23 protein-coding genes are annotated in these 23,523 nt (G+C 34.5%); 3 read left to right on the top strand and 20 right to left on the bottom strand.

What is annotated here, in order from left to right; genetic code table 11:
* Positions 1-59: 59 nt before the first annotated feature.
* From R9X47_RS12520 to R9X47_RS12530, 3 genes are all read right to left on the bottom strand, one after another.
* On the bottom strand, positions 60-1,274 hold the full coding sequence (locus R9X47_RS12520; RefSeq protein ID WP_432667218.1) for a S1C family serine protease: 1,215 nt from the start codon (positions 1,272-1,274) through the stop codon (positions 60-62).
* 108 nt (positions 1,275-1,382) lie between these two features.
* Positions 1,383-2,798: a HAMP domain-containing sensor histidine kinase gene (locus R9X47_RS12525; protein WP_432667219.1), complete on the bottom strand. Its 1,416-nt coding sequence runs from the start codon at positions 2,796-2,798 to the stop codon at positions 1,383-1,385.
* A gap of 15 nt (positions 2,799-2,813) precedes the next feature.
* Positions 2,814-3,497, bottom strand: a complete 684-nt coding sequence (locus tag R9X47_RS12530; protein ID WP_432667220.1) for a response regulator — start codon at positions 3,495-3,497, stop codon at positions 2,814-2,816.
* Between the two features lie 388 nt (positions 3,498-3,885).
* Here R9X47_RS12530 and R9X47_RS12535 point away from each other — a divergent pair, with 388 nt between their 5' ends.
* Complete coding sequence (locus R9X47_RS12535) at positions 3,886-4,206, top strand: hypothetical protein (RefSeq protein WP_432667221.1); 321 nt, start codon at positions 3,886-3,888, stop codon at positions 4,204-4,206.
* 56 nt (positions 4,207-4,262) lie between these two features.
* Here R9X47_RS12535 and R9X47_RS12540 read toward each other — a convergent pair whose 3' ends face one another.
* The 7 genes from R9X47_RS12540 to R9X47_RS12570 form a co-directional block, all read right to left on the bottom strand.
* Complete coding sequence (locus tag R9X47_RS12540; RefSeq protein WP_432667222.1) at positions 4,263-5,384, bottom strand: tRNA-dihydrouridine synthase; 1,122 nt, start codon at positions 5,382-5,384, stop codon at positions 4,263-4,265.
* A gap of 12 nt (positions 5,385-5,396) precedes the next feature.
* Positions 5,397-6,425: a LacI family DNA-binding transcriptional regulator gene (locus R9X47_RS12545; protein WP_432667223.1), complete on the bottom strand. Its 1,029-nt coding sequence runs from the start codon at positions 6,423-6,425 to the stop codon at positions 5,397-5,399.
* A gap of 102 nt (positions 6,426-6,527) precedes the next feature.
* The gene (gene codA / locus R9X47_RS12550; protein WP_432667630.1) at positions 6,528-7,793 is read right to left on the bottom strand and encodes a cytosine deaminase; all 1,266 of its coding nucleotides are present in this window, start codon (positions 7,791-7,793) and stop codon (positions 6,528-6,530) included.
* Positions 7,794-7,852: 59 nt separating this feature from the next.
* Positions 7,853-9,106, bottom strand: a complete 1,254-nt coding sequence (gene codB / locus R9X47_RS12555; protein WP_432667225.1) for a cytosine permease — start codon at positions 9,104-9,106, stop codon at positions 7,853-7,855.
* A 309-nt stretch (positions 9,107-9,415) separates the two neighbouring features.
* On the bottom strand, positions 9,416-10,780 hold the full coding sequence (locus R9X47_RS12560) for an MATE family efflux transporter (protein ID WP_432667226.1): 1,365 nt from the start codon (positions 10,778-10,780) through the stop codon (positions 9,416-9,418).
* A 59-nt stretch (positions 10,781-10,839) separates the two neighbouring features.
* Entirely contained in the window at positions 10,840-11,100 is a 261-nt protein-coding gene (locus R9X47_RS12565; protein ID WP_432667227.1) for a hypothetical protein, read from the bottom strand.
* Positions 11,070-11,894, bottom strand: coding sequence for an MBL fold metallo-hydrolase (locus tag R9X47_RS12570; protein WP_432667228.1), 825 nt, complete (start codon positions 11,892-11,894; stop codon positions 11,070-11,072). Before R9X47_RS12570 ends, R9X47_RS12565 begins: the two co-directional genes overlap by 31 nt.
* A 147-nt stretch (positions 11,895-12,041) precedes the next feature.
* Between R9X47_RS12570 and R9X47_RS12575 the strand changes: the two genes are divergently transcribed.
* Positions 12,042-12,329 (top strand): hypothetical protein, encoded by a 288-nt coding sequence (locus R9X47_RS12575; protein ID WP_432667229.1) that lies wholly within the window; start codon positions 12,042-12,044, stop codon positions 12,327-12,329.
* A gap of 243 nt (positions 12,330-12,572) precedes the next feature.
* Here the strand turns inward: R9X47_RS12575 and R9X47_RS12580 are convergent, their stop codons facing one another.
* Together R9X47_RS12580 and R9X47_RS12585 are read right to left on the bottom strand one after the other, a co-directional pair.
* Positions 12,573-15,038 (bottom strand): heavy metal translocating P-type ATPase, encoded by a 2,466-nt coding sequence (locus R9X47_RS12580; RefSeq protein ID WP_432667230.1) that lies wholly within the window; start codon positions 15,036-15,038, stop codon positions 12,573-12,575.
* A 73-nt stretch (positions 15,039-15,111) separates the two neighbouring features.
* Positions 15,112-15,480: an ArsR/SmtB family transcription factor gene (locus R9X47_RS12585; RefSeq protein WP_432667231.1), complete on the bottom strand. Its 369-nt coding sequence runs from the start codon at positions 15,478-15,480 to the stop codon at positions 15,112-15,114.
* Between the two features lie 296 nt (positions 15,481-15,776).
* Here R9X47_RS12585 and R9X47_RS12590 point away from each other — a divergent pair, with 296 nt between their 5' ends.
* Positions 15,777-16,136, top strand: coding sequence for a zinc ribbon domain-containing protein (locus R9X47_RS12590; protein ID WP_432667232.1), 360 nt, complete (start codon positions 15,777-15,779; stop codon positions 16,134-16,136).
* Positions 16,137-16,372: 236 nt separating this feature from the next.
* On the opposite strand, the gene R9X47_RS12595 is transcribed toward R9X47_RS12590, so the two are convergent.
* The 8 genes from R9X47_RS12595 to hypB all read right to left on the bottom strand — a co-directional run bounded on the left by R9X47_RS12595 (position 16,373) and on the right by hypB (position 23,522).
* The gene (locus tag R9X47_RS12595; protein ID WP_432667233.1) at positions 16,373-17,089 is read right to left on the bottom strand and encodes a sulfite exporter TauE/SafE family protein; all 717 of its coding nucleotides are present in this window, start codon (positions 17,087-17,089) and stop codon (positions 16,373-16,375) included.
* Between the two features lie 43 nt (positions 17,090-17,132).
* Positions 17,133-18,137: a hydrogenase expression/formation protein HypE gene (gene hypE / locus R9X47_RS12600; protein ID WP_432667234.1), complete on the bottom strand. Its 1,005-nt coding sequence runs from the start codon at positions 18,135-18,137 to the stop codon at positions 17,133-17,135.
* 215 nt (positions 18,138-18,352) lie between these two features.
* The gene (hypD, locus tag R9X47_RS12605) at positions 18,353-19,435 is read right to left on the bottom strand and encodes a hydrogenase formation protein HypD (RefSeq protein ID WP_432667235.1); all 1,083 of its coding nucleotides are present in this window, start codon (positions 19,433-19,435) and stop codon (positions 18,353-18,355) included.
* A 27-nt stretch (positions 19,436-19,462) separates the two neighbouring features.
* Entirely contained in the window at positions 19,463-19,678 is a 216-nt protein-coding gene (locus R9X47_RS12610) for a HypC/HybG/HupF family hydrogenase formation chaperone (RefSeq protein WP_432667236.1), read from the bottom strand.
* Positions 19,678-21,948 (bottom strand): carbamoyltransferase HypF, encoded by a 2,271-nt coding sequence (gene hypF, locus R9X47_RS12615; protein ID WP_432667237.1) that lies wholly within the window; start codon positions 21,946-21,948, stop codon positions 19,678-19,680. Before hypF ends, R9X47_RS12610 begins: the two co-directional genes overlap by 1 nt.
* Entirely contained in the window at positions 21,932-22,681 is a 750-nt protein-coding gene (tatC, locus tag R9X47_RS12620) for a twin-arginine translocase subunit TatC (RefSeq protein WP_432667238.1), read from the bottom strand. The genes hypF and tatC overlap by 17 nt, the downstream gene beginning before the upstream one ends.
* Positions 22,682-22,701: 20 nt before the next feature.
* Positions 22,702-22,857, bottom strand: a complete 156-nt coding sequence (gene tatA, locus R9X47_RS12625; protein WP_432667239.1) for a twin-arginine translocase TatA/TatE family subunit — start codon at positions 22,855-22,857, stop codon at positions 22,702-22,704.
* Positions 22,857-23,522: a hydrogenase nickel incorporation protein HypB gene (gene hypB / locus R9X47_RS12630; RefSeq protein ID WP_432667240.1), complete on the bottom strand. Its 666-nt coding sequence runs from the start codon at positions 23,520-23,522 to the stop codon at positions 22,857-22,859. Before hypB ends, tatA begins: the two co-directional genes overlap by 1 nt.
* Position 23,523 lies beyond the last annotated feature (1 nt).

Below are 23,523 nucleotides of genomic sequence, written 5' to 3' on the forward strand. Positions count from 1 at the left end.
AAAACTAAAAACCGTCATAATAAAAATAACGGTTTTTAGTAATATATCCTATCGAATATCTATTTTTGTTGTAAGACTGCTTTAATCTCTATTTTCTCATTTCCATTTCTGATGATTCTCATTGTAATGGTATCTCCTACAGTTTTGTCCTTAATCATCTGGCTTACCTGCTCCATATTTAACATCTTTTTACCTTCAAATTCAATTATAACATCACCTTTTCTAATTCCTGCTTTATCAGCAGCACTATTTTCTACTACATCAGCAATGTATATTCCTATAGGTAATTCATATAATTCAGATGCATTCTCATCTATATCCTTGCCTAATATCCCTAGATATGGCCTTGATACAGATCCACTATCTACTAATTCATTAATTATTGGCTTAGCTGAATTAATTGGAATGGCAAACCCTATACCCTCAACCTTTGTGTCAGCAATCTTAACTGTATTTATTCCAATAACTTCACCCTTACTATTAACCAGGGCTCCTCCACTGTTTCCAGGATTTATAGCCGCATCCGTTTGAACAAGCTCAAGTTTCTTGTCTGGAAGTCTAAGTTCTCTATTTAATGCACTAATAACTCCTACGGTTACGGTATTATTATATCCCATCGGATTTCCAATAGCTATGGCTGTTTCTCCAACCCTTAAATCCTCAGAGTCCCCTAATCTCGCTGCTACAATTTCATTTGATATTTCTTCTGGTATATCTTTTTTGTCAATTTTTAATACTGCTAGATCAGTCTCTGGATCAATTCCAACTATAGAGGCAGGTACTTGTCTGTTATTATGCAGTGTCACTATAACCTCCTGCGCACCATTTATAACGTGTTCATTAGTTACAATCATAACCTCTTCATCATTCACTTCGAATATTACACCAGACCCTTCACCTTCCTGAAGATATTGATTATTATACCAATCTCTTACCTTAACCTTACTAGTTATAGCTACTATAGAAGGGCCTACTTCCTCGACTATATTAGTTATGGGTGAATCCGTGTTGCTATAGCTTACTTTCTCAGCTAAAGAAGTGTCTATTATTTCTGTCTGTCTTCCATTACTTGCAATTTGGTTATTGTCCGCATAGCCAGTTAAATATTTTTCACTAAAATTGTATCCAGCCCCTATGGCAAAGCCTCCCACCATAGAAAATATAATCCCATATATAAGAAGATTTACAAAGGATTTTTTCTTTTTCACAGGCTTACTCTTTACATCTATTATCTCAGGGCTATCTTTTAAGAACTCATTTTTATTATCAAACATTATCCAATACCTCCTTAAATGTTGAATTTCTATTATAGTTCAATAATAAACTATAAAATTTAAGAAAGTATGAATGGTTTGTAAACAAAATTCATCTTGGTGAGAAGTTTATTGTTTTGAAAGGGTAAAGGTAAATACCGTCCCTTCTTCCTCAATGCTTCTAACTTCAATATTTTCTCCGTGATTACTTATAATGGTCTTTACAATAGATAGTCCAAGACCCGAACCCCTTTTATCTTCCCCCCTCGATTTATCTACCTTTCGGAACCTATTCCAGATATGTCTCAGCTCTTCCTTTGGAATTATGGTTCCTGTATTCTTTACGGAAACATATACCTTGTTCTTCTTTGATCTCGTTTTTATCTCGATTTTTCCTTGATCTTCTACAAACTTTACAGCATTATCAATCAAATTGTATATTACTCTTGTTATCTGTCCCTTATCGGCATGCACTACGTCGTTACCTTCAAATAGCTTTAATTCTACATCGACATTCTTATCTATTAATCTAGTTTCAAATTTATCTATTTCATTAATGAGTAAATTGTTTATATTGAACTCTGTTTTAGTTAAGTTAATTTCTCCGCTTTCCATTTTTGACAGATCTAAGATATCATTTGTCATCTTCGTTAGACGTTCGCTTTCATTTAAAGCAATTCTTATATATTTATCCTGTTTTTCCTTTGGGATAGTGCCGTCTAAAATAGCTTGTAGAAATCCCTTTATTGACGTAAGAGGCGAACGAATATCATGGGATAGATTTGATATAAAGGTTCTTCGTAGTTCTTCTAGATTACTGAGATCCTCTGCCATATGGTTAAAGTTCTCAGCTAATTCTCCTAGTTCATCGGTTCTAGTAACATTCAGTTTTTTGTCAAAATTCCCCTTTGAAACAAATTTTACTGCATCATTTAGATTCTTTATATCCTTATTTAGATTTCTCGATAGGAAGAATACCCCTATAAACGCTACTAATATTGAAAATATAAGGGCAGCCATGGTTATTCTATAAACATCTGATATAGTTCTTTTTATTTCTGGAATAGGAACATGCATAAATAAAGCAATCTCTACTTTATTATCCACTATAATAGGGTATCCTATGGTAAGTACCGATTCTTCAAAGTGGTTTTTGAATCGGCCCTTTCTTTTTATTACATATCCATTAAATACATCTTCTATTTCTTCATAGTTTAATTTTTCACCTAACCAGGATGCATCATCTATTTCTGAGTCTATATAGATTTCTCCAAGTCTATTTACCCACCATATCCTTGCATTTAGATATCTGTCTAAGGCTTCCATTTCAAGTTTTAACCGCTCCTTATCAATGAATAAGGATCCTCTCTCATAAACCTTGACATATTGCTTCTGTATCTTTTCACATTGCTCAATAAGCACTTTTTCTTTTTGAGTCATAAAGTAGTCTTCAAAGGTGCTAGATAATATAGTAATTAGTGCAATAAAGCTTACCACAATAACTGCTATATAAATCGCAAGCATCTTGCCAAATAGTGATCTCAAATTAACGTCACCCCATTAATCTAATGTAAATTTATATCCTACACTCCACACCGTTTTTATTTCCCAAGGATCCTCTCCATCTAATTTTGCCCTAAGTCTTTTTATATGAACATCAACGGTTCTTGTTTCACCGACATAATCGTATCCCCAAACATTATCAAGTATCTGATCTCTAGTAAATACTTGATTTGGACTAGAAGCTAAAAAGTATAAGAGTTCTAACTCCTTTGGAGGTATTTCCAATCTTTTCCCATGATATGTTATTGAATAGTCATTTAAATCTACGGTTAGGTTAGGAATGACTAGTTGTTTACTTCCTGTGTTTTTAGATTTATATCTTCTAAGTACAGCCTTTACTCTAGCTAGTAATTCTTTAGAATCAAAGGGTTTAACAACATAGTCATCGGCACCCAGCTCTAAGCCTAAGACCTTATCAAAGGTTTCTCCCTTTGCTGTGAGCATTATAATTGGAGCTGAACTTTTCTTCCTAATCTCTGTACAAACTTCATATCCATCCATTTCCGGAAGCATAATATCAAGGATAACTAAATCCGGTGTAAAGGATGTAAATTCCTTTAATGCCTCTATACCACTATAGTATTCCTTTGTTTCATAACCTTCTCTATTGAGGTAAAGCGAGATTAACTCAGCAATATTTTCATCATCATCAACAACCATTATTCTTGTGTTTTTATTCACAGCAACTTCCTCCTTCTAAACCCAATATAAAGAGTTCTAAGTAAATCTTAATTTATTACATATCAAAATATCCGATATTTCTGGGGATTTTTGATGTGTATAAATTAAACTTTTGACTGGAATCTTTATAGTGTATCGGTAATATTTCTAGCTCCAAATTTTCTTTATCATTATAATATATTTAATTTGTCCAAATATCTATATTTATTTAATATATTTTCTTTGATTGCTACATTTTATATAAATTTTTTTAAATTTTTCAATAACCCTTGAAAATATCATGAAATGTGTTATAATTTTAAAAAGATGTATATTTATACATTTATATGCATATTAATTAATTTTATTAAATTTGTTCAGCGAGACAAGAATAAGAGGAGGTAAAAAGATGAATGGATATTTATTATTAGACGATGGTAGTTTATTTCATGGTAAGGTTATTAGTGAGACAAAAAATATTCTGGGTAATGTGATGTTAGATGATCAGGGTTCTATTTATCTAACATGCCATTCAAGTGGAAACCAAGGCTTGGTTATTAATGACTCCGATCAAGCTCAAGGTGATGTTGTCCTTTCCGATGTAGATTTCCAAAGCTTAAAATCTAGAATTGAAAACAATAATAAAATTCAAGGTAAGATTGTAACGGATTCTTTACCTATTGAATACCATGTATATGATTTAAAAACCTTTATTCCTTTAGGCCTGTAGAAATTAATTCAGATGGAGATCCTACTCCATCTGAATTAAAAAGTTCCCTTTATATTCTAAAATTCTTTCCATGTCAATTTTAATTTTTTATCTGGACATAGGCTAACACAAAGGCCACATCCTGTACATCTATACTCATCTACAATAACTTTAGTATCATTTTTTTCAATAGCTCCATATATACAACCTCTAATACATTTATTGCAATTAAAATCCAAACAGTCCTTATTTGCTTTAGCTATGTATGGCTCTAGCTTTATTTCCTCAAAGGATTTTAACGATGATAAAGCTGTTCCCCTTAATTCTTCTAGGCTATAATGTCCTCTTCTAGACATCCACTCCTCTAAATCCTTTAAAACATTATTTATATGCTCAAATCCATTTAAAATTATAGAAGTACACATCTGAATAGTAGTTGCACCTAACATAATATACTCAAGTATATGTCTATAATCTGATATTCCCCCTATCCCAGATACATGGATACCTATAGCCTGTGAAATAGTTGCTACTGCTCCTAATCCAATTGGTCTGATTGCTTCACCGGAGTAGCCTCCATAGGTTGGAAGTAAGGATTCTTTTTTCTCTATATCCACTCCAATTATTGATCTTACGGTATCAATACCACTAACTGCAGAAGCTCCAGCCATTTCAGCTGCATTAGCTAATTTAGCTAAGTTGGTTACATTTGACGATAGTTTAACCATTACTGGAATCTTGACATTATCAACAACGCTTTTTGTAAACCTATATAATGCTTTTGAGTCAGCACCTAAAACCTCGATGCCTTCGCCATGGGGTGAAGAGATCCCAAGTTCAATTGCATCGGCACCAAATTTTTCTACTCTTCTTGCTATATATGCCATTTCTGAAGGAGAATGGGCTAAGATATTGGCAATAACAATAGCTCCATGCTCTTTAGCATAGGCAATTTCATTTTCCCATTCCTCTAAGCTATATTCGCTATACAGTTCAATATTTTGCATACCAAGTGGACTTTTTACTAATCTAGGGCGAACATTGGATCTAACTTCATTTGCAATGGTTTTCGTAACTACTGCTCCTGCGCCTGCTTCTACAGCTTTTCTCATCATTTCTCCACTTGAGGTCAAGGGCCCAGCAGCAACTATAATTGGACTTTTTAATTTCAATCCCATAAATTCTACTGATAAATCCATATCCATCCCCCCTTAGTTAAAAATCTCTCTTATTCTATCCTCGTGTCCACAGGATTTTCTAACCTTAAGTTTAGGCTGCAAAAATATTCTTTGTTTAAACTCTTCCTCATCACCATTTTCTATGTTATCCACCAAAAGTCGTGCAGCAATCAGACCCATCTTATATACGGGTTGAGATATTGTTGTCAACTTAGGCTCTACTAAGGCAGACATTCTAATGTTATCGAATCCGACTATAGCTATATCATCGGGAATTTTAAGACCGGAGTCCTTAATGGCATCTATTGCACCTATTGCCATTAAATCGTTAGCAGCAAAAATTGCCTTGGGAGGTTTCTCTAATTGTAACAATTGTTTTGCAGCTAAATATCCTCCCTCAATTTCGTTGTCTCCTTCAACTATATAGTCTTCAGAAGTATTAATTTCTATTTCCTTCAATGCCCTTTCATATCCCATTAATTTTTCTCTGCTTTCCATACCCTTTAAAGGTCCTGAAATATGGGCAATCCTCTTATATCCTAAATCTATGAGATGCTGAGTTGCTTGATAAGCACCCTTTAAATAATCAGTATATACTATGTCTACATCTATGTTTTCCTTGCAGCTGCCTATCATTACAATGGAAGTATTTCGGTTTTTAATTTTATCAATGTCCTGTCTTTCTAAAAAGCTTGAAATAAGAATAAATCCATCTACCCTTTTTTCTAGAAGCATTTCAATATACTCTTTTTCCTTTTCCTCATCCTCTTCCGTATTACACAAAAGAAGGTTATAACCTTTTTGATGGGCTACATCTTCTATTCCTTTAGCTACCTGAGGGTAAAGAGGATTTAATATATTGGGAATCAATAAGGCTATTGTACTCGTTCTATTCAGAGCTAAGCTTCGTGCAATACCATTGGGTGTATAATTCATTTCTTCCATGACAGCTAGTACTTTTTCTTTAGTTTTAATAGATACTGCCTCTGGATGATTTAGTACTCTAGAAACAGTAGCAACAGATACTCCAGCTTGTTTTGCCACTTGTCGAATATTTGCCATGTCTACACCTCTCCCAAAGTAACCCTTTACATTTTTTTCTTATATTATATCATTAAAAAAGGGACATTCCGTCCCTCTCTTTGAATTTCTTTTTTCCTAAATCTAAACAAGAAAGTCAATGTACTCCGTAATTCCATCAAAGATTACTTCACTTTTAGCCGGTTTAGTAGTTGCAACTACATTCCCTTTTCTAATTACATATAGGCATTCTGATAATAATCGTATAGCATCCATCTCATCATCAGCATTCAATATTATCATATCAGCTGTTTTTCCTACCTCAATTCCGTAATCATCTTGAATGTTTAACGCCTTCGCTGAGTAGTTCGTTATCATATCATATAATTCATATATTTCATCATAGCCACTTAAGTGAGAATAGTGTAAGAGTAAATTTGCTGCTTGAAGCATACTTCCTTTGCCAAGTGGGTACCAAGGGTCCATTATTGAATCATGACCTATACATACATTTACACCACGCCTCAACATCTCATCTACCCTAGTGTGACCTCTCTTCCGTGGATAGCCATCAGTTCTATTTTGAAGTACAGAATTATCAAAGGGATTCGTTATCATATTGATATCCGCTCTCTTTAAAATTCCTATAAGCTTGAAAGCATAATCATTATTATAATTATGCATTGCTGTTGTGTGGCTGGCAGTAACCCTTCCATACATATCGTTATCAATAGTCAGCTTAGCCATGACCTCTACAAATCTAGATTGATCATCTCCAGTTTCATCACAATGAACATCTATTAAGCAGTTATACTTTTTCGCTAGTTCAAATACATATTCTATATCTCTTACGCCGTCCTCCCTAGTTAATTCATTATGTGGAATTCCACCAACTACATCTACGCCCATTTTTAATGCTTCTTCAATAAGCTTCTCACCATCCTTGAAGGCAAAAATGCCATCCTGAGGAAAAGCCACTATTTGTAAATCAACTAAATCCTTCATTTCTTCCCTTACTTCTAAAAGGGCTTCTACCCCTAATAGCCTCGGATCACATACATCTGCATGGGTTCTAATCTTAAGTGTTCCATTTGCAACTTCCCATTTTATAGCCTTTATAGCATTCCTTTTTATTATCTCTTTAGTGAGATTGGGCTTTCTTTCTCCCCATATTTGAATTCCTTCTAATAATGTCCCTGACATATTATATCTCGGATCACCTACACTCAATACCGCATCTAAATGGAGATGTGGGTCACAAAATGGAGGTGTAACTAGATTTCCCTTAGCATCTATTTCCTTCTCAACTTTAGCTTCTATACTTTTTTCAATGACAGCTATTTTTCCGTTCCTTATCCCTATATCCATCAATTCCGTTTGCTTTCTAAGCTTTGCTCTTCTAATAATCAAGTCCATCATAATTTTCCCCCTTATAAAATATATGTTTATCTATGGAATTTTTTATACAGCTATTTATTGATCATCCTATCGGCAAGAACATGGATTAATGCAGCTGTAATAATTGCATTTAAAGGCGCTATACTTAATATACCGGTTTCTGGGGAAAGCTTCGATACAGCTATTGCAACGATCCATGCTATGATGGCAGCCCAGTTTATTTCTTTAAAATCGTGTTCTTTAGGTGAAGCATACTGCCCTTTATTTTTAATAAAGAAATCACCTATTATTATCCCTCCGATTGGTGGTAGTGAAACACTTAAAAAGGTTAACCAACCAACGAAATTGTTATAAAGATATACTGCAAAAATTGTTCCTATAGCTCCTGCAAATATAGTCAGATGTTTTCTTTGAAGTCCTGTAATATTTGCTAATCCTAATCCCGCTGCATAAAGTGCATTATCATTTGTTGTCCAGATATTTAGAGCTAATAATGCAATCCCTGCGCCTAATAACCCTTGAACAGCTAAAACTTCTGCAATATCTGAAAGTCCTGTTGCAATGGCACCTATTGCTCCAAATATAAACATCAAACTGTTTCCAAAGGTAAAACCTATTATAGTTGCAGTAACACCTGTCTTTTTAGTCTTTGCAAATCTCACGAAATCAGGTGTCAAAGTACCTCCACTAATAAATGATCCTACCGCCAGGGCTACTCCTACTGCAACGGTTAGCCTTTCTGTTGGTTCTACAGCTAATAAAGGTTGCAATCCTCCATTATCAATGATTGCTTTTCCAACAGACATACATCCTAATAAAATAATGGCAGGAACTGCTATCATACTGATCTTTTCAATAGCTTTGATACCTATTACCACCGTCGCCGTCATTAAAGCTCCGCCGATTATAATTAAAATCGGCATTGGCATTCCAGTAAATTTATTAATGGGGTAGGCAAACATTGCCACACCAACACCAAACCAACCAATCTGTGTAAAGGCCAACATAAAGGATGGCAGCTTTGATCCTACTCTACCAAAGGCATATCTCGCTAATATATGGGTAGATAGATTTGTAGTGGAAGCTGCATAACCTAAGAAAGCACCGTATACACCTAAGATTAAGTTTCCGAACAAAACAACTATAATCAGGTCAGGCCATAATTTAAACCCCTGACCTAATGTTCCCCCAGTCCACATACTTGCAGCAAAGAAGGTAAACCCTAACATCACCATGGACATTGAAAAAAGTCCACGTCTTTCACTCTCCGGTACTGGTTCTAAGGCGTAATCATCGTGATTAGTCAAGCTTTGCTCTTTTGACATTTTCATTCTCCTTTCACATTTAATTATGTAACCATTTACATCCAAACGAAAAAAAATGTGGTTTATAATAACCAAGTTATAATCATATTATGCTACTTAACTACATTCTAGAACTTTTCGCTAAATGTAACCAGTTACATTTTCTTGTTACATTAATTCTACCCTTTTTCGTAAAAACCTTCTTTCCAAAGAAAAGTTTTTTAAATTTTTTGAATCTTTTATAAATAAATCTTAAATACCTTATTTTCACTATATTTCTTACACAAAAAAAGAAAGCCTCTATAAAAAAGACTTTCTCCAAACTTTTATTTAAGAATCCAATCTAATCTTTGTCCATTTTTTACTTCTAAATCTCATGAAAATTATAACACAGAAAACCATAAAAGAAATTATTTCTCCATACCATAATCCAATTACTCCCTGCTTTAGGGTTATGATGAACAGATATGATAGAGGAACAAATAATACCCATAACCTAAGTGCTGTTATAACCATAACACTTCTTGTATCTCCTGCTCCCCTAAGTGCACCGGACATTACAATCATAAAGTTTAAAAATGGCTGGTTAATACCCATAAAATACATTGTTGTCAATGAAAGTAGAATGATATCCATTTCCGTTGTAAACATACCTAACAGTCCCTTTGGGAAGATGAAGAAAATCAATCCCATAATTACTCCCCATAGGACGCCTAGTATGGCAGCAGTATATCCTGTATGTTCAGCTTTTTCAATGTCCTTTTCCCCTAGAGCTTTTCCTACCAAGGTAGCAGCCGCAATTGACAATCCAACGGCGGGCATAAAGGATATTGATTCAATATTAAGCAGTATACGGAATGCCGCTTCAGAATTTGTTTCCAATTGTGATATTATAACACCTACAACAACAAAGGAAGTTTGCATTAAGGCCTGCTCAACTCCACCTGGTAAGCTTATTTTTAGTAGTGGTCTCAATATGCTTTCAGTAATTCTCATATTCTTTATTTTTATTCGGACACGTGCTTTTCTAATAAATAATATATATGTATATAGAGCCATACCTATCATTCTAGAAATTGTCGTCGACCACGCTGCACCTGCAATTCCCATTTCCGGAAAAGGCCCCCATCCAGTAATCAATACATAGTTTCCAAATATATTTAGAATGTTGGCTATACCAGTGATTACCATAGGTGTAACTGTATCTCCAGATCCCCTTAGAATTGCTGCATAAGAGAAGGATAAAAACATAAAGATCATTCCAATTACAATGATATAAAAATACGTTAAAGCTAGATTAAACACTTCATCTGTCATATCATAGATTTGGAAAATCTGCTTTGCAAATATTGCTGCTAAAATGGTTATTATGATTCCTATAATTAAATTGATTGATACGGCTTGTCCTGCAATTATATTTAGCTTATCGTAGTCCTTTTCTCCATAGGACCTTGATATCATTGCAGTAGCACCAGTATTAAATGATGAAAATATGAAAATCAATGTAAAAATTATCTGATTTGCAAAACCTACAGCAGCTAAAGCCTCTGATCCTACAAAGCGGCTTATCATCACTGTGTCGGCTACGCCAAGTAATGTATTCAAACTCATTTCACCAATAGCTGGCAAGGCTATTGCAATAATAGAAAACAAAAGGACTCGATATTTACTAAAAAATTTCCTTAGCTTATTCATTTTTTATCACGTTCTTTCTCTAGTATATTTTTTATAACATCTAAATGATATTTCTAGGATTATTTGCTCTCCTTGTTAGTCAGTTTTCTCGTATCTTGCACCATTTTAGCAATAAGTTCATCGGATAGCTTATCAAGCTGTTCCTTTCTATAACAACAGGTATACCACATAAGGTATTCTACTGCTCTTTTACGTTCTGTGTTAGTAAAACCTCTTTTCTTATCTACTATTTCCTGTATATCTATATAAATCTCCCCCTTATCTATGGCCAAAGATTCATAGTCTGAGGTTATATTTCTATAGTATCTCCTGCGTTGCATAGAATACATATATCTTTTAAAATCTTTTTCATCTCTATCATTGATTCAGTTCCAGTACAATGCATGGGAAAGACCTTATCGATTCCCATGTCTTTTAAAGACTCAATGGTTTTATGTAGTTGGCTGGTAGAGGCTTCTTTCAAATGCATCCCACCAATTACTGCCCTTACTCTACTTTCATCGGTTAACTGCATAGCATGCTTTATACAATTTATAACTCCTGGATGGCTACATCCTAAAAGTATAACTATACCCTTTTCAGTTTTTACAACTAGCATCTGTTCATCTAAAAAAGTATCATCTTTTAATTCATCCTTCTCCTTAATCTTGAAGTGTTTAGGTATTTCTTCAAAATCAGTTATCCTAGGTATTTCACTTATAGCCATGATATTTTCTGTTAAATGTTTTAACTTAGGGTTAAAAACGATTCTTTCTTCTTTTATGTTTATATCATCTAATCCCCATGGTATACCTATATACTTTTCCTCATCGTTTATAACCTTATACTTCTCCTTCAACGCTCCTGGATGAATACATAAATTGGCACTAGAGTCATCAAAGTTAAAGCACTTCAAGCCTGTAGTGTGATCATAATGTCCATGACTTAAAACAATATAATCTACAGAATTTATATCATGCCCCATTTTCTTAGAATTATGAAGAAAAATGTCACTTTCACCTGTATCGAAAAGAATCTTTTTCTCATCTGTCTCAACTAATACAGATAATCCATGCTCTGTCAAAAGCTCTTCCTTTGAGGCATGATTGTTTGATAAGATATGGAAACGTAACATAAAATAATCCCCTCCCGATTCAAAAATTATATCATAAAAAATCGAATAACTGGACATATATATATTTAAACCCGAACAAAGTCTTAATATTTATTGCAGTCACAAAATACTCAATAACAAATTTATTATTTAAGGAGATGACCAACTATGAATAAAGATGATTTCCTATTCACAATAGTAGATACTGCCGATGGTTCTGCCGTATTTATTACTTCAAGATATACCTTTGAGAATGATGGTATAGTGAGTGAGAACTTTAATAAGGAAGAATTAGAGGTTTTGGAACCAGTATTGGAGAAGGCTGGTCTAAATGAACTTATGGAATCTTGCTACGAAATGTCAAGGTCTTCAGAGGAAACCATGGAAATATTATTAGAGCAAGGCTTAACTAAGGATAAAAATTTTGATAACCTTATAGAAACATTATATTCTTAGTTTCTATAAAGAAACTAGACGGCCATATGCAATTGCTTTAAGAATTATTTTAACTAACATACAAAATTAATAAAAACTCAAGGACATATTTAAAATACATCCTTGAGTTTTATCTATTTGAGGAAATTGCATAATTCTAATTTGGCACAATTGCATAATAAATATGGTATAGCTGTAGGGCTTTTAAGACTATATATAGTAGTAAGTTTTTTAAGACGGTAATTATGCAATTTGCTCATTTAACTAAATGTTTTTTACGTTCAGTACTCTCATCGAATTCAATACGGCTATTAATGCTACCCCAACATCGGCAAATACTGCTGCCCACATCGTTGCTATACCTATAGCACCGAGAATCATTACAATTCCCTTTACCCCTAATGCAAATACGATATTTTGCCATACTATTACCTTTGTTCTCTTTGCTATCTTTATTGCACTAACTAATTTAGCTGGTTCGTCAGTCATAAGCACAACATCTGCCGCTTCAATTGCTGCATCTGAACCAAGGGCACCCATGGCAACTCCTATATCCGCCCTCGCAAGAACCGGTGCATCATTAATACCGTCTCCAACAAATACAAGCTTTCCTTTTGATTTCTTTTCTTTATCTATCATTTCTACCTTTTCTACTTTATGGTGTGGTAAAAGCTCTGAGTATACTTTATCTAGACCAAGCTTTTCAGCCACCTTTTCTGCAACATGTTTATTATCACCAGTAAGCATTACAGTTTTATTAACTCCGATTGCCTTAAGCTCTCTTATAGCCTTTTCTGAGTCTTCCTTGATTTCATCGGAAATAACAATATACCCTGCATATTCTTTTCCTACTACTATATGAATTATTGTTCCAGTTGCCTCAACATTATCAAATTCTATATTTTCTTGTTTCATTAACTTATCGTTTCCTGCTAAAACTTCTTTTCCCTTTACTGTCGCCTTTATCCCATGGCCCGATACTTCATCATAAGACTTTATGTCATCCTTATTGATCTCTTTTCCATATTCCTTTAAGATTGAGGTAGCAATCGGATGGTTAGAATAGCTTTCAGCGTGGGCTGCAAACTCTAGTAGCTCTTCCTTTGATATATTTCCCTTTGTCTCAATCTTAGTTACTTTAAATACTCCCTTTGTCAATGTTCCAGTTTTGTCAAATACCACTGTATCTACATTATCAAGAGCCTCTAAGTAGTTACCACCCTTTACAAGTATTCCATTCTTTGATGCTCCACCAATACCTCCGAAGAATCCAAGTGGAATGGATATTACTAGTGCACATGGGCAAGATACTACCAAGAATATAAGAGCTCTATAGAACCACTCAGAGAATGTAGCACCATCTATAACTAATGGAGGAATAACAGCTAAAGCCAAAGCACTAAAAACTACAACAGGTGTATAATATCTTGCAAACTTTGTTATAAAGTTTTCAATTTTAGCCTTTTTACTGCTGGCATTTTGAACTAAGTCCAATATTTTAGACACAGTGGACTCACTAAAGTCCTTAGTAACTTTGATAGTTAGAAGTCCGTTCTTATTTATAAAACCACCTAGTACTTCACTTCCCACCATGACATCTCTTGGAAGAGACTCGCCTGTAAGTGCCGATGTATCTAGGGTAGATGATCCTTCGATAACTATTCCATCTAGAGGAACTTTTTCCCCAGGTTTTACTACTATTATATCTTCAATCTCTACTTCTTCTGGTGATACTTTCTTTAGATCATTTCCTACTTTTAAGTTTGCATAGTCTGGTCTTATATCCATAAGTTCTGCAATTGACGCTCTTGAACGATTAACTGCTAGACCTTGCACAAATTCTCCTACTTGATAAAATATCATAACCCCTGCGCCCTCAGGAAATTCTCCAATTGCAAAGGCACCAACGGTTGCTATAGCCATTAAGAAGTTTTCGTCAAATATCTGTCCCCTTAATATATTTCTTCCAGCTCTTAAGAGCACTTCTCCACCTACTAGAATATAACTGACAAAGAACAGAATGAACTCAACCATATCGGAGAACTTAAAGATTATACCAGTCGCAAATAATGCTGCTCCTATTCCTAATTTTATCAGTTCTTGCTTACTAGCACTGTGATCATGGCTGTGGTCATGACCATGTCCGTGGTCGTGACTATGGTCATGGTCATGTCCGTGATCATGGCTATGTCCACAACCCTGTCCATGATTATGTTGTCCACAGCACTGTCCACGGCTATGTTTTTTATCACTCACTTTGTTCTCTTCTATTACCTCTACACCTGGTTCAATTTTCTTTACAATTTTGATTGCTTCTTCCGTTATCTCTGCTAAATTTCTCTTATTCCCCTCTATAATCAACTTTCCTGATATAAGATCGATGGAAGCTTTCTTAACACCTTCTAGTTTCATAATTTTGCCTTCAATCTTTGGAGAACAGCCTGCACACACATGACCCTTTAAAATTAATACCTTTTTAGATACTTTATTATTTGATTTCTCCGTAACAACTACACCGGGTTCGTATTTATTTACTGCATCCTTCACATGCTTTATAAAAACGTCCTTCTTACTCATATCATCTATCTCAAATGATAGTGTTTTAGTAACGAAGTTTACAGCGACTGCTTTAATTCCGTCTAATTCTTTGGCCTTTCTTTCTATTTTATTAGTACAGTTTGCACAATTTAATCCTTCTAATAACAATTCGATCTTTGCACTACTTGACATATTCTATGCCCCCCTTAAAAAAGCTAAAATTAGCATCTGAGCAAAATAAGATTATCAGATGCTCTAAGATTTTCTACTTATGACTTATATGACTAAATCCTTGGTCAAAAATATTTTTAACATGTTCATCATCAAGTGAATAGTAAACCACTTTACCTTCTCTTCTGTGTTTTACAAGGGCTGCTGCTTTAAGCACCCTTAACTGATGTGATATTGCAGAATGTGACATTCCTAAGGTTGCAGCTATATCACACACGCACATTTCTTCTTGAAATAAAGAGTATATTATCTTTATCCTCGTTGTATCTCCAAATACTTTAAATAAATCAGCTAGATCATATAGCTTTTCTTCCATAGGCATGTTTGCTTTTACTCTATTGACAACATCTTCATGGATGATGTTACAATTACAAGCTTCTTTATTTGAACTATTGTTAGACATTTAATCACCTCTTTAAATTATTATACATGTTCATGTGAATTATTGTTCATATGTTCATCTATATAATAATATATACCTATCTTTAATGAAAATCAACATCTTTTTTGATAATTATATGAAAAATTTGGTTTAGTTTTAGCTTAACCTTAGGTTTAACTTTAAGCTTTAAGAAGTTCATGTTAATCTTCATCATTAAGTCCTCTTTAGGGTCACTTTAAAGTACTATAACATTGAATGTTGTAATTAAATTTTAAAACTGTTATAATTTTCTATAGCATGGAATTCAGGAGGTCTTTATGATAATAATTGGTTTGGGACGTAGAACTGTAAAAAATTATGGTCCGCAAAAGGAAAACTACTGTGATCACTGCCATAACATTTCAAATTGGGAATTACGTAAATACACTAGATGGTTCACCCTATTTTTTATTCCCGTCATTCCATATGGTTCAAAGAAAGTGCTTGTTTGCCCCATATGTGGTTCAGCCATAGAATTGGATAACAAAGCCTTTGAAGAAATGAAATCCCAAGGGGGACAAATGGATTCCCAAAGTAATACTACACCAAATTATGTTGGTAAAACTGAAACTCAAATAAACTTTTTAAAGCAAATGCAAGAGTTTAAAGATGAACAACAAAAGGCTGATAATTTGTAATAATACATAATAAAAACTCAGGGGCATCGAACCCCTTCGTTTTGGTCAGATTTTTCTTCGAAAAATGACTTCAATAAAAAAGACGACTCTATTTCTACACACTCAAGAGTCGCCTTTTCTTATTATAGAGAGTTCCAAGTAAATCTTAATTTATGCATATCAAAATATCCGATGTTTCTAAGGATTTTTGATATGTATAAATTAAAGTTTTGACTGGAATCTCTATATATAGAGATTTATTTCATCCAAATCTTAAATAATCCTTCATTTATTCCTAGATCAAACATATAATACAGTCCAAAAGCTGTGCTTATAAGACCTGCAACCCGAGTAAAGATCAAGTTAAATCTTTCGTTATTAGAACTTGCAGCAAAGGGAATTCCTATTAAGAAAGTACATATCATCATACCCATTACTGTTCCAATACCGAAAATAGTAATATATATACCTGCTTGTAAATAGTTCTTTACGGTACTCATGGTAAGTAAGATCATAGCAGCACTTCCCGATAAACCATGAACTAGCCCAATAAACATTGATTTTATATGGGTCATTTTATTATGTGAGTGTTTATGCTCTAGTTCTTTATCATGGGAATGATAATGGTTGTGAACATCTCCATTATGCTCGTGCTCATGACTATGAACATTCTTTCTCTCTGGAAACAGAAAACTTGTTATGCCAAGATAAACAAGTAGTATTCCAACTGCAAATTCTAGGGTCAAGGCTAGCTCGACAGGAATCTCCTTTTTCATAAAAATGAATATCATTCCAACGACAAATAATGTCAGAGTATGTCCTATGCCCCAAAATATTCCCACTACGCATGATGACCATAATTTCTTTGTCTTACTAACAATTGTAGATACTGCTATAACATGATCGGGCTCTAAAGAGTGCTTAATGCCCAAAGTAAAACCTATAATTAATGTCATCAACAAATTAATCTCCACTCAAAACACCTCTCTTTAAATCAAAGTTTGTTAAGGCTTACTCCTAACAAATTCGAGGAAGCAGTTCACCGGCAGGCATGTTTAATACCCTAGTACCTCCGATATCTGTTTTTAGGTAAACCCTTTCTCTACCATCATCTACTACTTCTCCAATGATTCTAGCATCCTTACCCATGGGGTCTTTCCTCATGCTTTCTAATACTCTATCGGCATCCTCTGATGCTACTATTAATACAACTTTACCTTCATTAGCTACATATAGAGGGTCTAGTCCCAATATCTCACACATACTCATAACTTCATCCTTAACCGGTATAGCCTCTTCATAGAGCATGATACTCTTTTTTCCTTGCTTAGAAAGTTCATTTAATGTAGTCGCCAAACCACCCCTTGTAGGGTCCCTTAATACTCTTACATTATTACTTATTTCCAATGCATTTTCAATAAGCTTGTTTAAAAGCCCACAGTCACTTTCAACTGAAACATCAAACTCTAGGTTCTTTCGTCCAGACATTATGCACACACCATGGTCTCCAAGGGTTCCACTTACTATTACCTTATCTCCATCCTTAAGATTTTCTCCACTCAAATATTTCTCGTCTTCAATTATACCTATACCCGTTGTATTAATGTAAATCTTGTCTGCACTTCCCTTTTCCACAACCTTTGTATCACCGGCTACTATCTTTACACCGGCTTCCTTAGCAGTTTCTGCAATTGACTTCACTATTTTCTCAAGATTTTCAATTTCAAAGCCTTCTTCTATTATAAAACCTACGGTTATATATAGGGGTTTTGCACCACTCATAGCTAAATCATTAACGGTTCCACAAACCGATAACTTTCCTATATCCCCACCTTCAAAGAAGATTGGTGTTATTACAAAGGAATCTGTGGTTACAGCAATTCTTCCCTTTGGCTCTGGTAAAACAGAAGAATCGTTTCCTTGAAGCAAAATGTCATTATTAAAATATTTGTAGAATATGTCATCTATCAATTTATGGGTAAGCTTACCACCACTTCCATGGGATAAGGTAATAATATCCATAGTTACACTCCTTCTTTGCTTTTTTATCTTTAAAAGTAACTTCGCCTATTGTTCTACTTCCTATCGCCGGGAGCTTTGATATTTCCTTTTCGTTCATGCAATCAGCCTGTTTTTCTTTATATTCTTGAAGGATAAAACAGGCTAATAAAAATCACTCAAATGAAATATCAAAACTCCCTAAGTTCTATAAAAATCGAAAATATGATTTACCAATGCTATATTTTATATTTATAATATGCCGCACAGGTTCCTTCTTCTGATACCATGCATGCTCCTATTGGGTTTAAAGGTGTACAAGTTTTGGAAAACAACTTACAATCAAGGGGATTCTTTTTCCCCTTAAGTATTTCTCCACACATACAACCCTTTTTAGGTTTATCCTCAAGCATTTTTATACTTAGTTTCTTCTCTACATCATAAAAATTAAACTCTTCCCTTAATCTTAAGCCAGTTCCATCTATTTTTCCTAAACCACGCCAATCACTACTAGTAACCTCAAATATTTCATCCATACTTGATAGGGCCTTTGTATTCCCTTCATATCTTACAAGTCTTTCATATACATTTTTAACTTCGTAGACGTTCTTCTCTATCATCTCTAAAAGATTATATAAAGCCAATACAATGTCTCCAGACTCAAAGCCAGCTACCACTGCTGGTATTTTGAACTCCTCGGCTAAAAATTCATAGGGTTTAGATCCGATAACTGTACTTACATGCCCCGGACAGATAAATCCATCAATTTGGATTTCATCATCTAAAACCAGCTGCCTCATTGTTGTGGGCATAGTTTTTATCGATTGAAGCACAGAATAATTCTCTATTCCCTCTTGGTGTGCAATCTTGACACTCAAAGCTATAGTTGGAGCAGTAGTCTCAAAACCTACACCAAGAAAAACTACTTGCTTATCAATATTTTCCTTCGCAATCTTCACCGCATCCAGTGGTGAGTACACCATTCTTATATCCCTTCCTAGGGCCTTTTCCTTCTGCAATGAACTCTTATTTCCTGGAACCTTCAGCATATCTCCAAAGGTTGTTATAATTACATCTTCTCTTTTAGATAATTCTATTACCGTATCTATATAGCTCTGTGATGTAACACATACGGGACATCCAGGACCTGAAATAAGCTTAATATTTGAAGGTAATAGGTCCCTTATCCCGCTTCTAAAGATAGACATGGTATGGGTTCCGCACACCTCCATAATCGTAACTTCTTTATCAGTAAGCCCATCTATTTTATTAAGCATCTCTTTAACTAATCCAGAATTTCTAAATTCCTTTACATATTTCATGTCGCTATCGCTCCTAATTATATTAAATTAACTATTTGCTAACTCTCTAAAAATCTCTAGGGTCTTTTCTGCTTCTTCCTTATCTAGCTTTTGCATTGCACAGCCTGCATGAAGAAGCACGTAGTCTCCGACCTTTAAGTCATGTATCAAATCTATATTCACCATCTTTTTAACTCCACCAAAATTCACTAAGGCTTCAGAATCTATAATCTCTATCACTTCAACTGGAACTGCTACACACATTAGTTGCTCCTCCTTTTAAATTGATTATTGGCAATCACTAATTGTCCTATTGCTATTCCTCCATCGTTACAAGGAATCTGACCGTGGGTATACACTGAGAACCCTTCACCTACAAGGCCTTCGTATATCCCCTTCAATATAATTTCATTTTGGAATACTCCACCGCTTAAAGCCACTGAATTTATATTGGTTTTACTGCGTATCAATTTACACATATCTATAGAAAAGGCAATAACGGTATTGTGGAAACGCCTTGATATAATACCCTTGCCAAGATTATTTTCAATGTCTTTTAAAAGGCTCTTAATGATTTCACCTGTATTTACTACATATTTTTCATCTAGATTTTCAATATGATAATTATATTTTCCTACCTCTTTCTTATCTGCAACAGCTTCTAAATAGATAGCTGCCTCACCTTCAAAGGTTATTCTTGTCTTTAGACCCAACAGCCCTGATACGGCATCAAAGAATCTTCCCATACTTGATGTTTCAGGACAATTAATGTTATGTTTTATCATGGACATTACATTTTTTATCTTTTTATTTTCTATATGATTGAGGATATCTTTATCTATACCTTCTTCATATACTTTATACAAAAAGCTTACAGCCATTCTCCATGGTTCCTTCACGGCTGCATCACCACCGGGCATTTTTACATAATCTAAATGCCCTACCCTTTCAAACTCTGTAAGATCACAAACTAGAAATTCGCCTCCCCAAATTTTACCGTCAGTCCCCAGTCCTGTACCGTCAAAGGCTAGTCCTATTACTTTTTCACTGAGCTCATTGTCTACCATACAACTTGCTATATGGGCGTGATGATGCTGTATAGGAAATTTTTCAGCGGTTTTTTGCTCGGCAAACTCCGTCGATAGAAAATCTGGATGCATATCATGGGCTATAAGTTTTGGCTCAACCTGATAAATAGTTTTAAAATGTTTAATATTTTCCTCGAAGTTTTCATAGGTTTCTATATTGTCTATGTCTCCCATATGCTGACTTAGAAATGCTGATTCTCTTTTTGATATGCAAAATGTATTTTTCAGACTTGATCCACAAGCTAAGGTATCTTCTATACCTGCTATCTTTACCGGAACAGGGGCATATCCCCTTGATCTTCTAATTAAACATTCCTTATCTAATACTACCTTTGCTACGGAATCATCAACTGGGATGTGGATTTCTCTATCATGAAGCAGGAAATTATCCACAATTCCCTTTAACTTTTCCACGGCCTCATCATTCTTATACACTATTGGTAGCCCACTTACATTTGCACTGGTCATAACTAATACATCTAGCTCATTATCAAATAATAGATAATGTAAGGGGGTATAGGGGAGCATAACTCCTAACTTATTATTGTTTGGAGCTATATTATCTGGTAAAGAAGAAACCTTTTTATCTAAAAGTAGTATTGGCTTTCTAATTCCCGTAAGAATGTCTTCTTCCATACCGCTTAAATAGCAAATTTTCTTTACAGTTTCTATATCCCTTATCATAAGAGCCAGGGGCTTTGCCGGCCTAGCCTTTCTGTTTCTCAGTGTCTCTATAGCCTTATGATTCATTCCATCACATACAAGATGAAATCCACCTAATCCTTTGATTCCTATAATCCTACCTTCTTTTATTAGCTTGATAGCTTCTACTATAGGCTCCTCCATATCAATTTCATTTCCACAGCTGTCGGTTAGCCATACCCTAGGCCCGCAATCACCACAGGCATTCGGCTGAGCGTGGAACCTTCTATTCATTGGATTTTCATATTCTTCGTTACATTCCCTACACATCTCAAAGTCCTTCATCGTTGTCATTGGCCTATCATAGGGCAGCTTCTTTATAATAGAAAACCTAGGTCCACAGTTTGTGCAATTTGTGAAGGGATATTTGTGTCTACGGTTATTCTTATCTTTAATATCTTCTTCACAGTCCCTACAGGTTGCCACATCGGGAGATATTAAGGTTATGGCATTTTGATTATCCTTACTCTTCTCTATGACAAAATCATCATAATGCTTTAGGTCCCTATCCTCCACGGTTATTCTTTCTATTTGAGAAAGGGGTGGTGCTTTATCTTCTAGCTCTTCTAAGAAGCTGCTTATAGATCTTTCTTCTCCTTCAATATCTATAAAAACACCTTCCGAAGTATTTTTAACCCACCCCTTTAGGTCATTTCTAATTGCAATGTTATATACAAAGGGTCTAAATCCTACTCCTTGAACTATTCCTTCTACTACTACATATTTTCTAGACAGCTTCCTCATCTTCATCTCCTCTACGTCTAATAAATCTATGATATACAAACATTAGTCCCAAACTTATTTCGAATAATAAAACTAGTGGTATTGAAACTGCTAAAAGTGTAAATGCATCGGGAGTTGGAGTTAAAATTGCTGTTACCACAACTATCATAAACAAGACATACTTTCTCTTTTTAGCCAATACTTTATAGTTGATTATTCCAAACTTAGAAAGTAATAGCATCACCATCGGCAGTTCAAAGATGGCGCCAATGGTAATAGTGAGCATGATAACAAAGGAAAAATATTTTCCTACGGAAAGCATAGGCTGCATGTGTTCGTTACCAAAGCTCATAAGATACTTTAATGTAGTTGGTAAAATGAACCTAAAGCAAAAATATATTCCGCCAAAGAACAAAGCTACGATAAAGGGCAGGCTTAAGAATAAAAGAACTTTCTCTCTCTTATATAAGCCAGGTGAGATAAATCGCAGGGTCTGAAAAAACATTACTGGAGAGGCTAACACCATTCCTCCAAAGGCAGCTACCTTTAGCTTAGTTAGAAAACCCTCTACAGGATTAATAAAAACTAGGTCTATATCTCCTCCCAGTGGCGATTTCAATAAAGCTGTAATTTCAGTTGATTTTATATATGCTAGCATTGAAAAGATTACTGTAAATATAATACATACTATTATTCTCTTTCTAAATTCATCTAAGTGTTCTAGTATATCCATTTCATGTAGTTCATTAGGCATTTATCTCACCCCTGTATTCCTTACTCTTCATCCTTCATCATTTCTTTTGTAGCCTTCTTGAACTCTTTAATAGAAGTTCCTATAGCTCTTCCCATTTCTGGAAGCTTCTTTGGTCCAAAGATTATAAGTGCTATAAAAAGAATAATTATTAATTCAGGTAATCCTAAACTTGGCATTATGAATTCCTCCTCTTTTCATCAATTTTTTCCTTTAAAAATTCTGCAAGTTCCCCTATACCTTTTCCAGTGGTACAGGATACTTCAAATATTTTTATATCCTCATTTAAGGATTTTACATCTTCATACAGTTCATCCATTGAAAAGTTTGTATAATCTATTAAATCCATCTTATTAACTATAAGTACTTCTGATCTTTGGAACATAGATGGATATTTTAAGGGTTTATCATTTCCCTCAGTTATACTTAAAACAGTTACTTTAATATCTTCACTCAAATCATAGGATGCAGGGCAAACTAGATTTCCTACATTCTCAATAACCAGAAAGTCTATATCCTCGATATCTATATGATCCATGGCTTCCTTTATCATTGGAGCATCAAGATGGCAGGCACCACCTGTATTTACCTGAAGAACATCTATACCGTGGCTTTCTATTCTGTCGGCATCCTTAGTAGTATAGAGATCGCCTTCTATTACTGCTAATTTAACTTTGTCCTTTAGGCTTTTAATGATCTGCTCCAGTACTGACGTCTTTCCAGCTCCTGGGGACCCTAACATATTAATTGTAAAAATCCCCTTTTCTTTAAAAGTCTCTCTATTCTGCTTAGCTATTTCATCGTTGGTTTTTAATATGTTCTTTTTGACTAATATTTGCTTCACT

Source organism: Wukongibacter baidiensis, from assembly GCF_050888315.1.
In the GTDB taxonomy this organism is placed as follows: domain Bacteria; phylum Bacillota; class Clostridia; order Peptostreptococcales; family Caminicellaceae; genus Wukongibacter; species Wukongibacter baidiensis.

Bases quoted from the DNA above. Each gene is read 5' to 3' on its own strand.
- R9X47_RS12565 (WP_432667227.1), bottom strand. From the start codon at position 11,100: ATGCAACGCAGGAGATACTATAGAAATATAACCTCAGACTATGAATCT.
- R9X47_RS12520 (WP_432667218.1), bottom strand. From the start codon at position 1,274: ATGTTTGATAATAAAAATGAGTTCTTAAAAGATAGCCCTGAGATAATA.
- tatC (WP_432667238.1), bottom strand. From the start codon at position 22,681: ATGCCTAATGAACTACATGAAATGGATATACTAGAACACTTAGATGAA.
- codB (WP_432667225.1), bottom strand. From the start codon at position 9,106: ATGTCAAAAGAGCAAAGCTTGACTAATCACGATGATTACGCCTTAGAA.
- R9X47_RS12590 (WP_432667232.1), top strand. From the start codon at position 15,777: ATGATAATAATTGGTTTGGGACGTAGAACTGTAAAAAATTATGGTCCG.
- R9X47_RS12560 (WP_432667226.1), bottom strand. From the start codon at position 10,780: ATGAATAAGCTAAGGAAATTTTTTAGTAAATATCGAGTCCTTTTGTTT.
- R9X47_RS12535 (WP_432667221.1), top strand. From the start codon at position 3,886: ATGAATGGATATTTATTATTAGACGATGGTAGTTTATTTCATGGTAAG.
- R9X47_RS12570 (WP_432667228.1), bottom strand. From the start codon at position 11,894: ATGTTACGTTTCCATATCTTATCAAACAATCATGCCTCAAAGGAAGAG.
- R9X47_RS12575 (WP_432667229.1), top strand. From the start codon at position 12,042: ATGAATAAAGATGATTTCCTATTCACAATAGTAGATACTGCCGATGGT.
- R9X47_RS12580 (WP_432667230.1), bottom strand. From the start codon at position 15,038: ATGTCAAGTAGTGCAAAGATCGAATTGTTATTAGAAGGATTAAATTGT.
- hypD (WP_432667235.1), bottom strand. From the start codon at position 19,435: ATGAAATATGTAAAGGAATTTAGAAATTCTGGATTAGTTAAAGAGATG.
- R9X47_RS12540 (WP_432667222.1), bottom strand. From the start codon at position 5,384: ATGGATTTATCAGTAGAATTTATGGGATTGAAATTAAAAAGTCCAATT.
- tatA (WP_432667239.1), bottom strand. From the start codon at position 22,857: ATGCCAAGTTTAGGATTACCTGAATTAATAATTATTCTTTTTATAGCA.
- hypF (WP_432667237.1), bottom strand. From the start codon at position 21,948: ATGAGGAAGCTGTCTAGAAAATATGTAGTAGTAGAAGGAATAGTTCAA.
- R9X47_RS12545 (WP_432667223.1), bottom strand. From the start codon at position 6,425: ATGGCAAATATTCGACAAGTGGCAAAACAAGCTGGAGTATCTGTTGCT.
- R9X47_RS12610 (WP_432667236.1), bottom strand. From the start codon at position 19,678: ATGTGTGTAGCAGTTCCAGTTGAAGTGATAGAGATTATAGATTCTGAA.
- hypE (WP_432667234.1), bottom strand. From the start codon at position 18,137: ATGGATATTATTACCTTATCCCATGGAAGTGGTGGTAAGCTTACCCAT.
- R9X47_RS12585 (WP_432667231.1), bottom strand. From the start codon at position 15,480: ATGTCTAACAATAGTTCAAATAAAGAAGCTTGTAATTGTAACATCATC.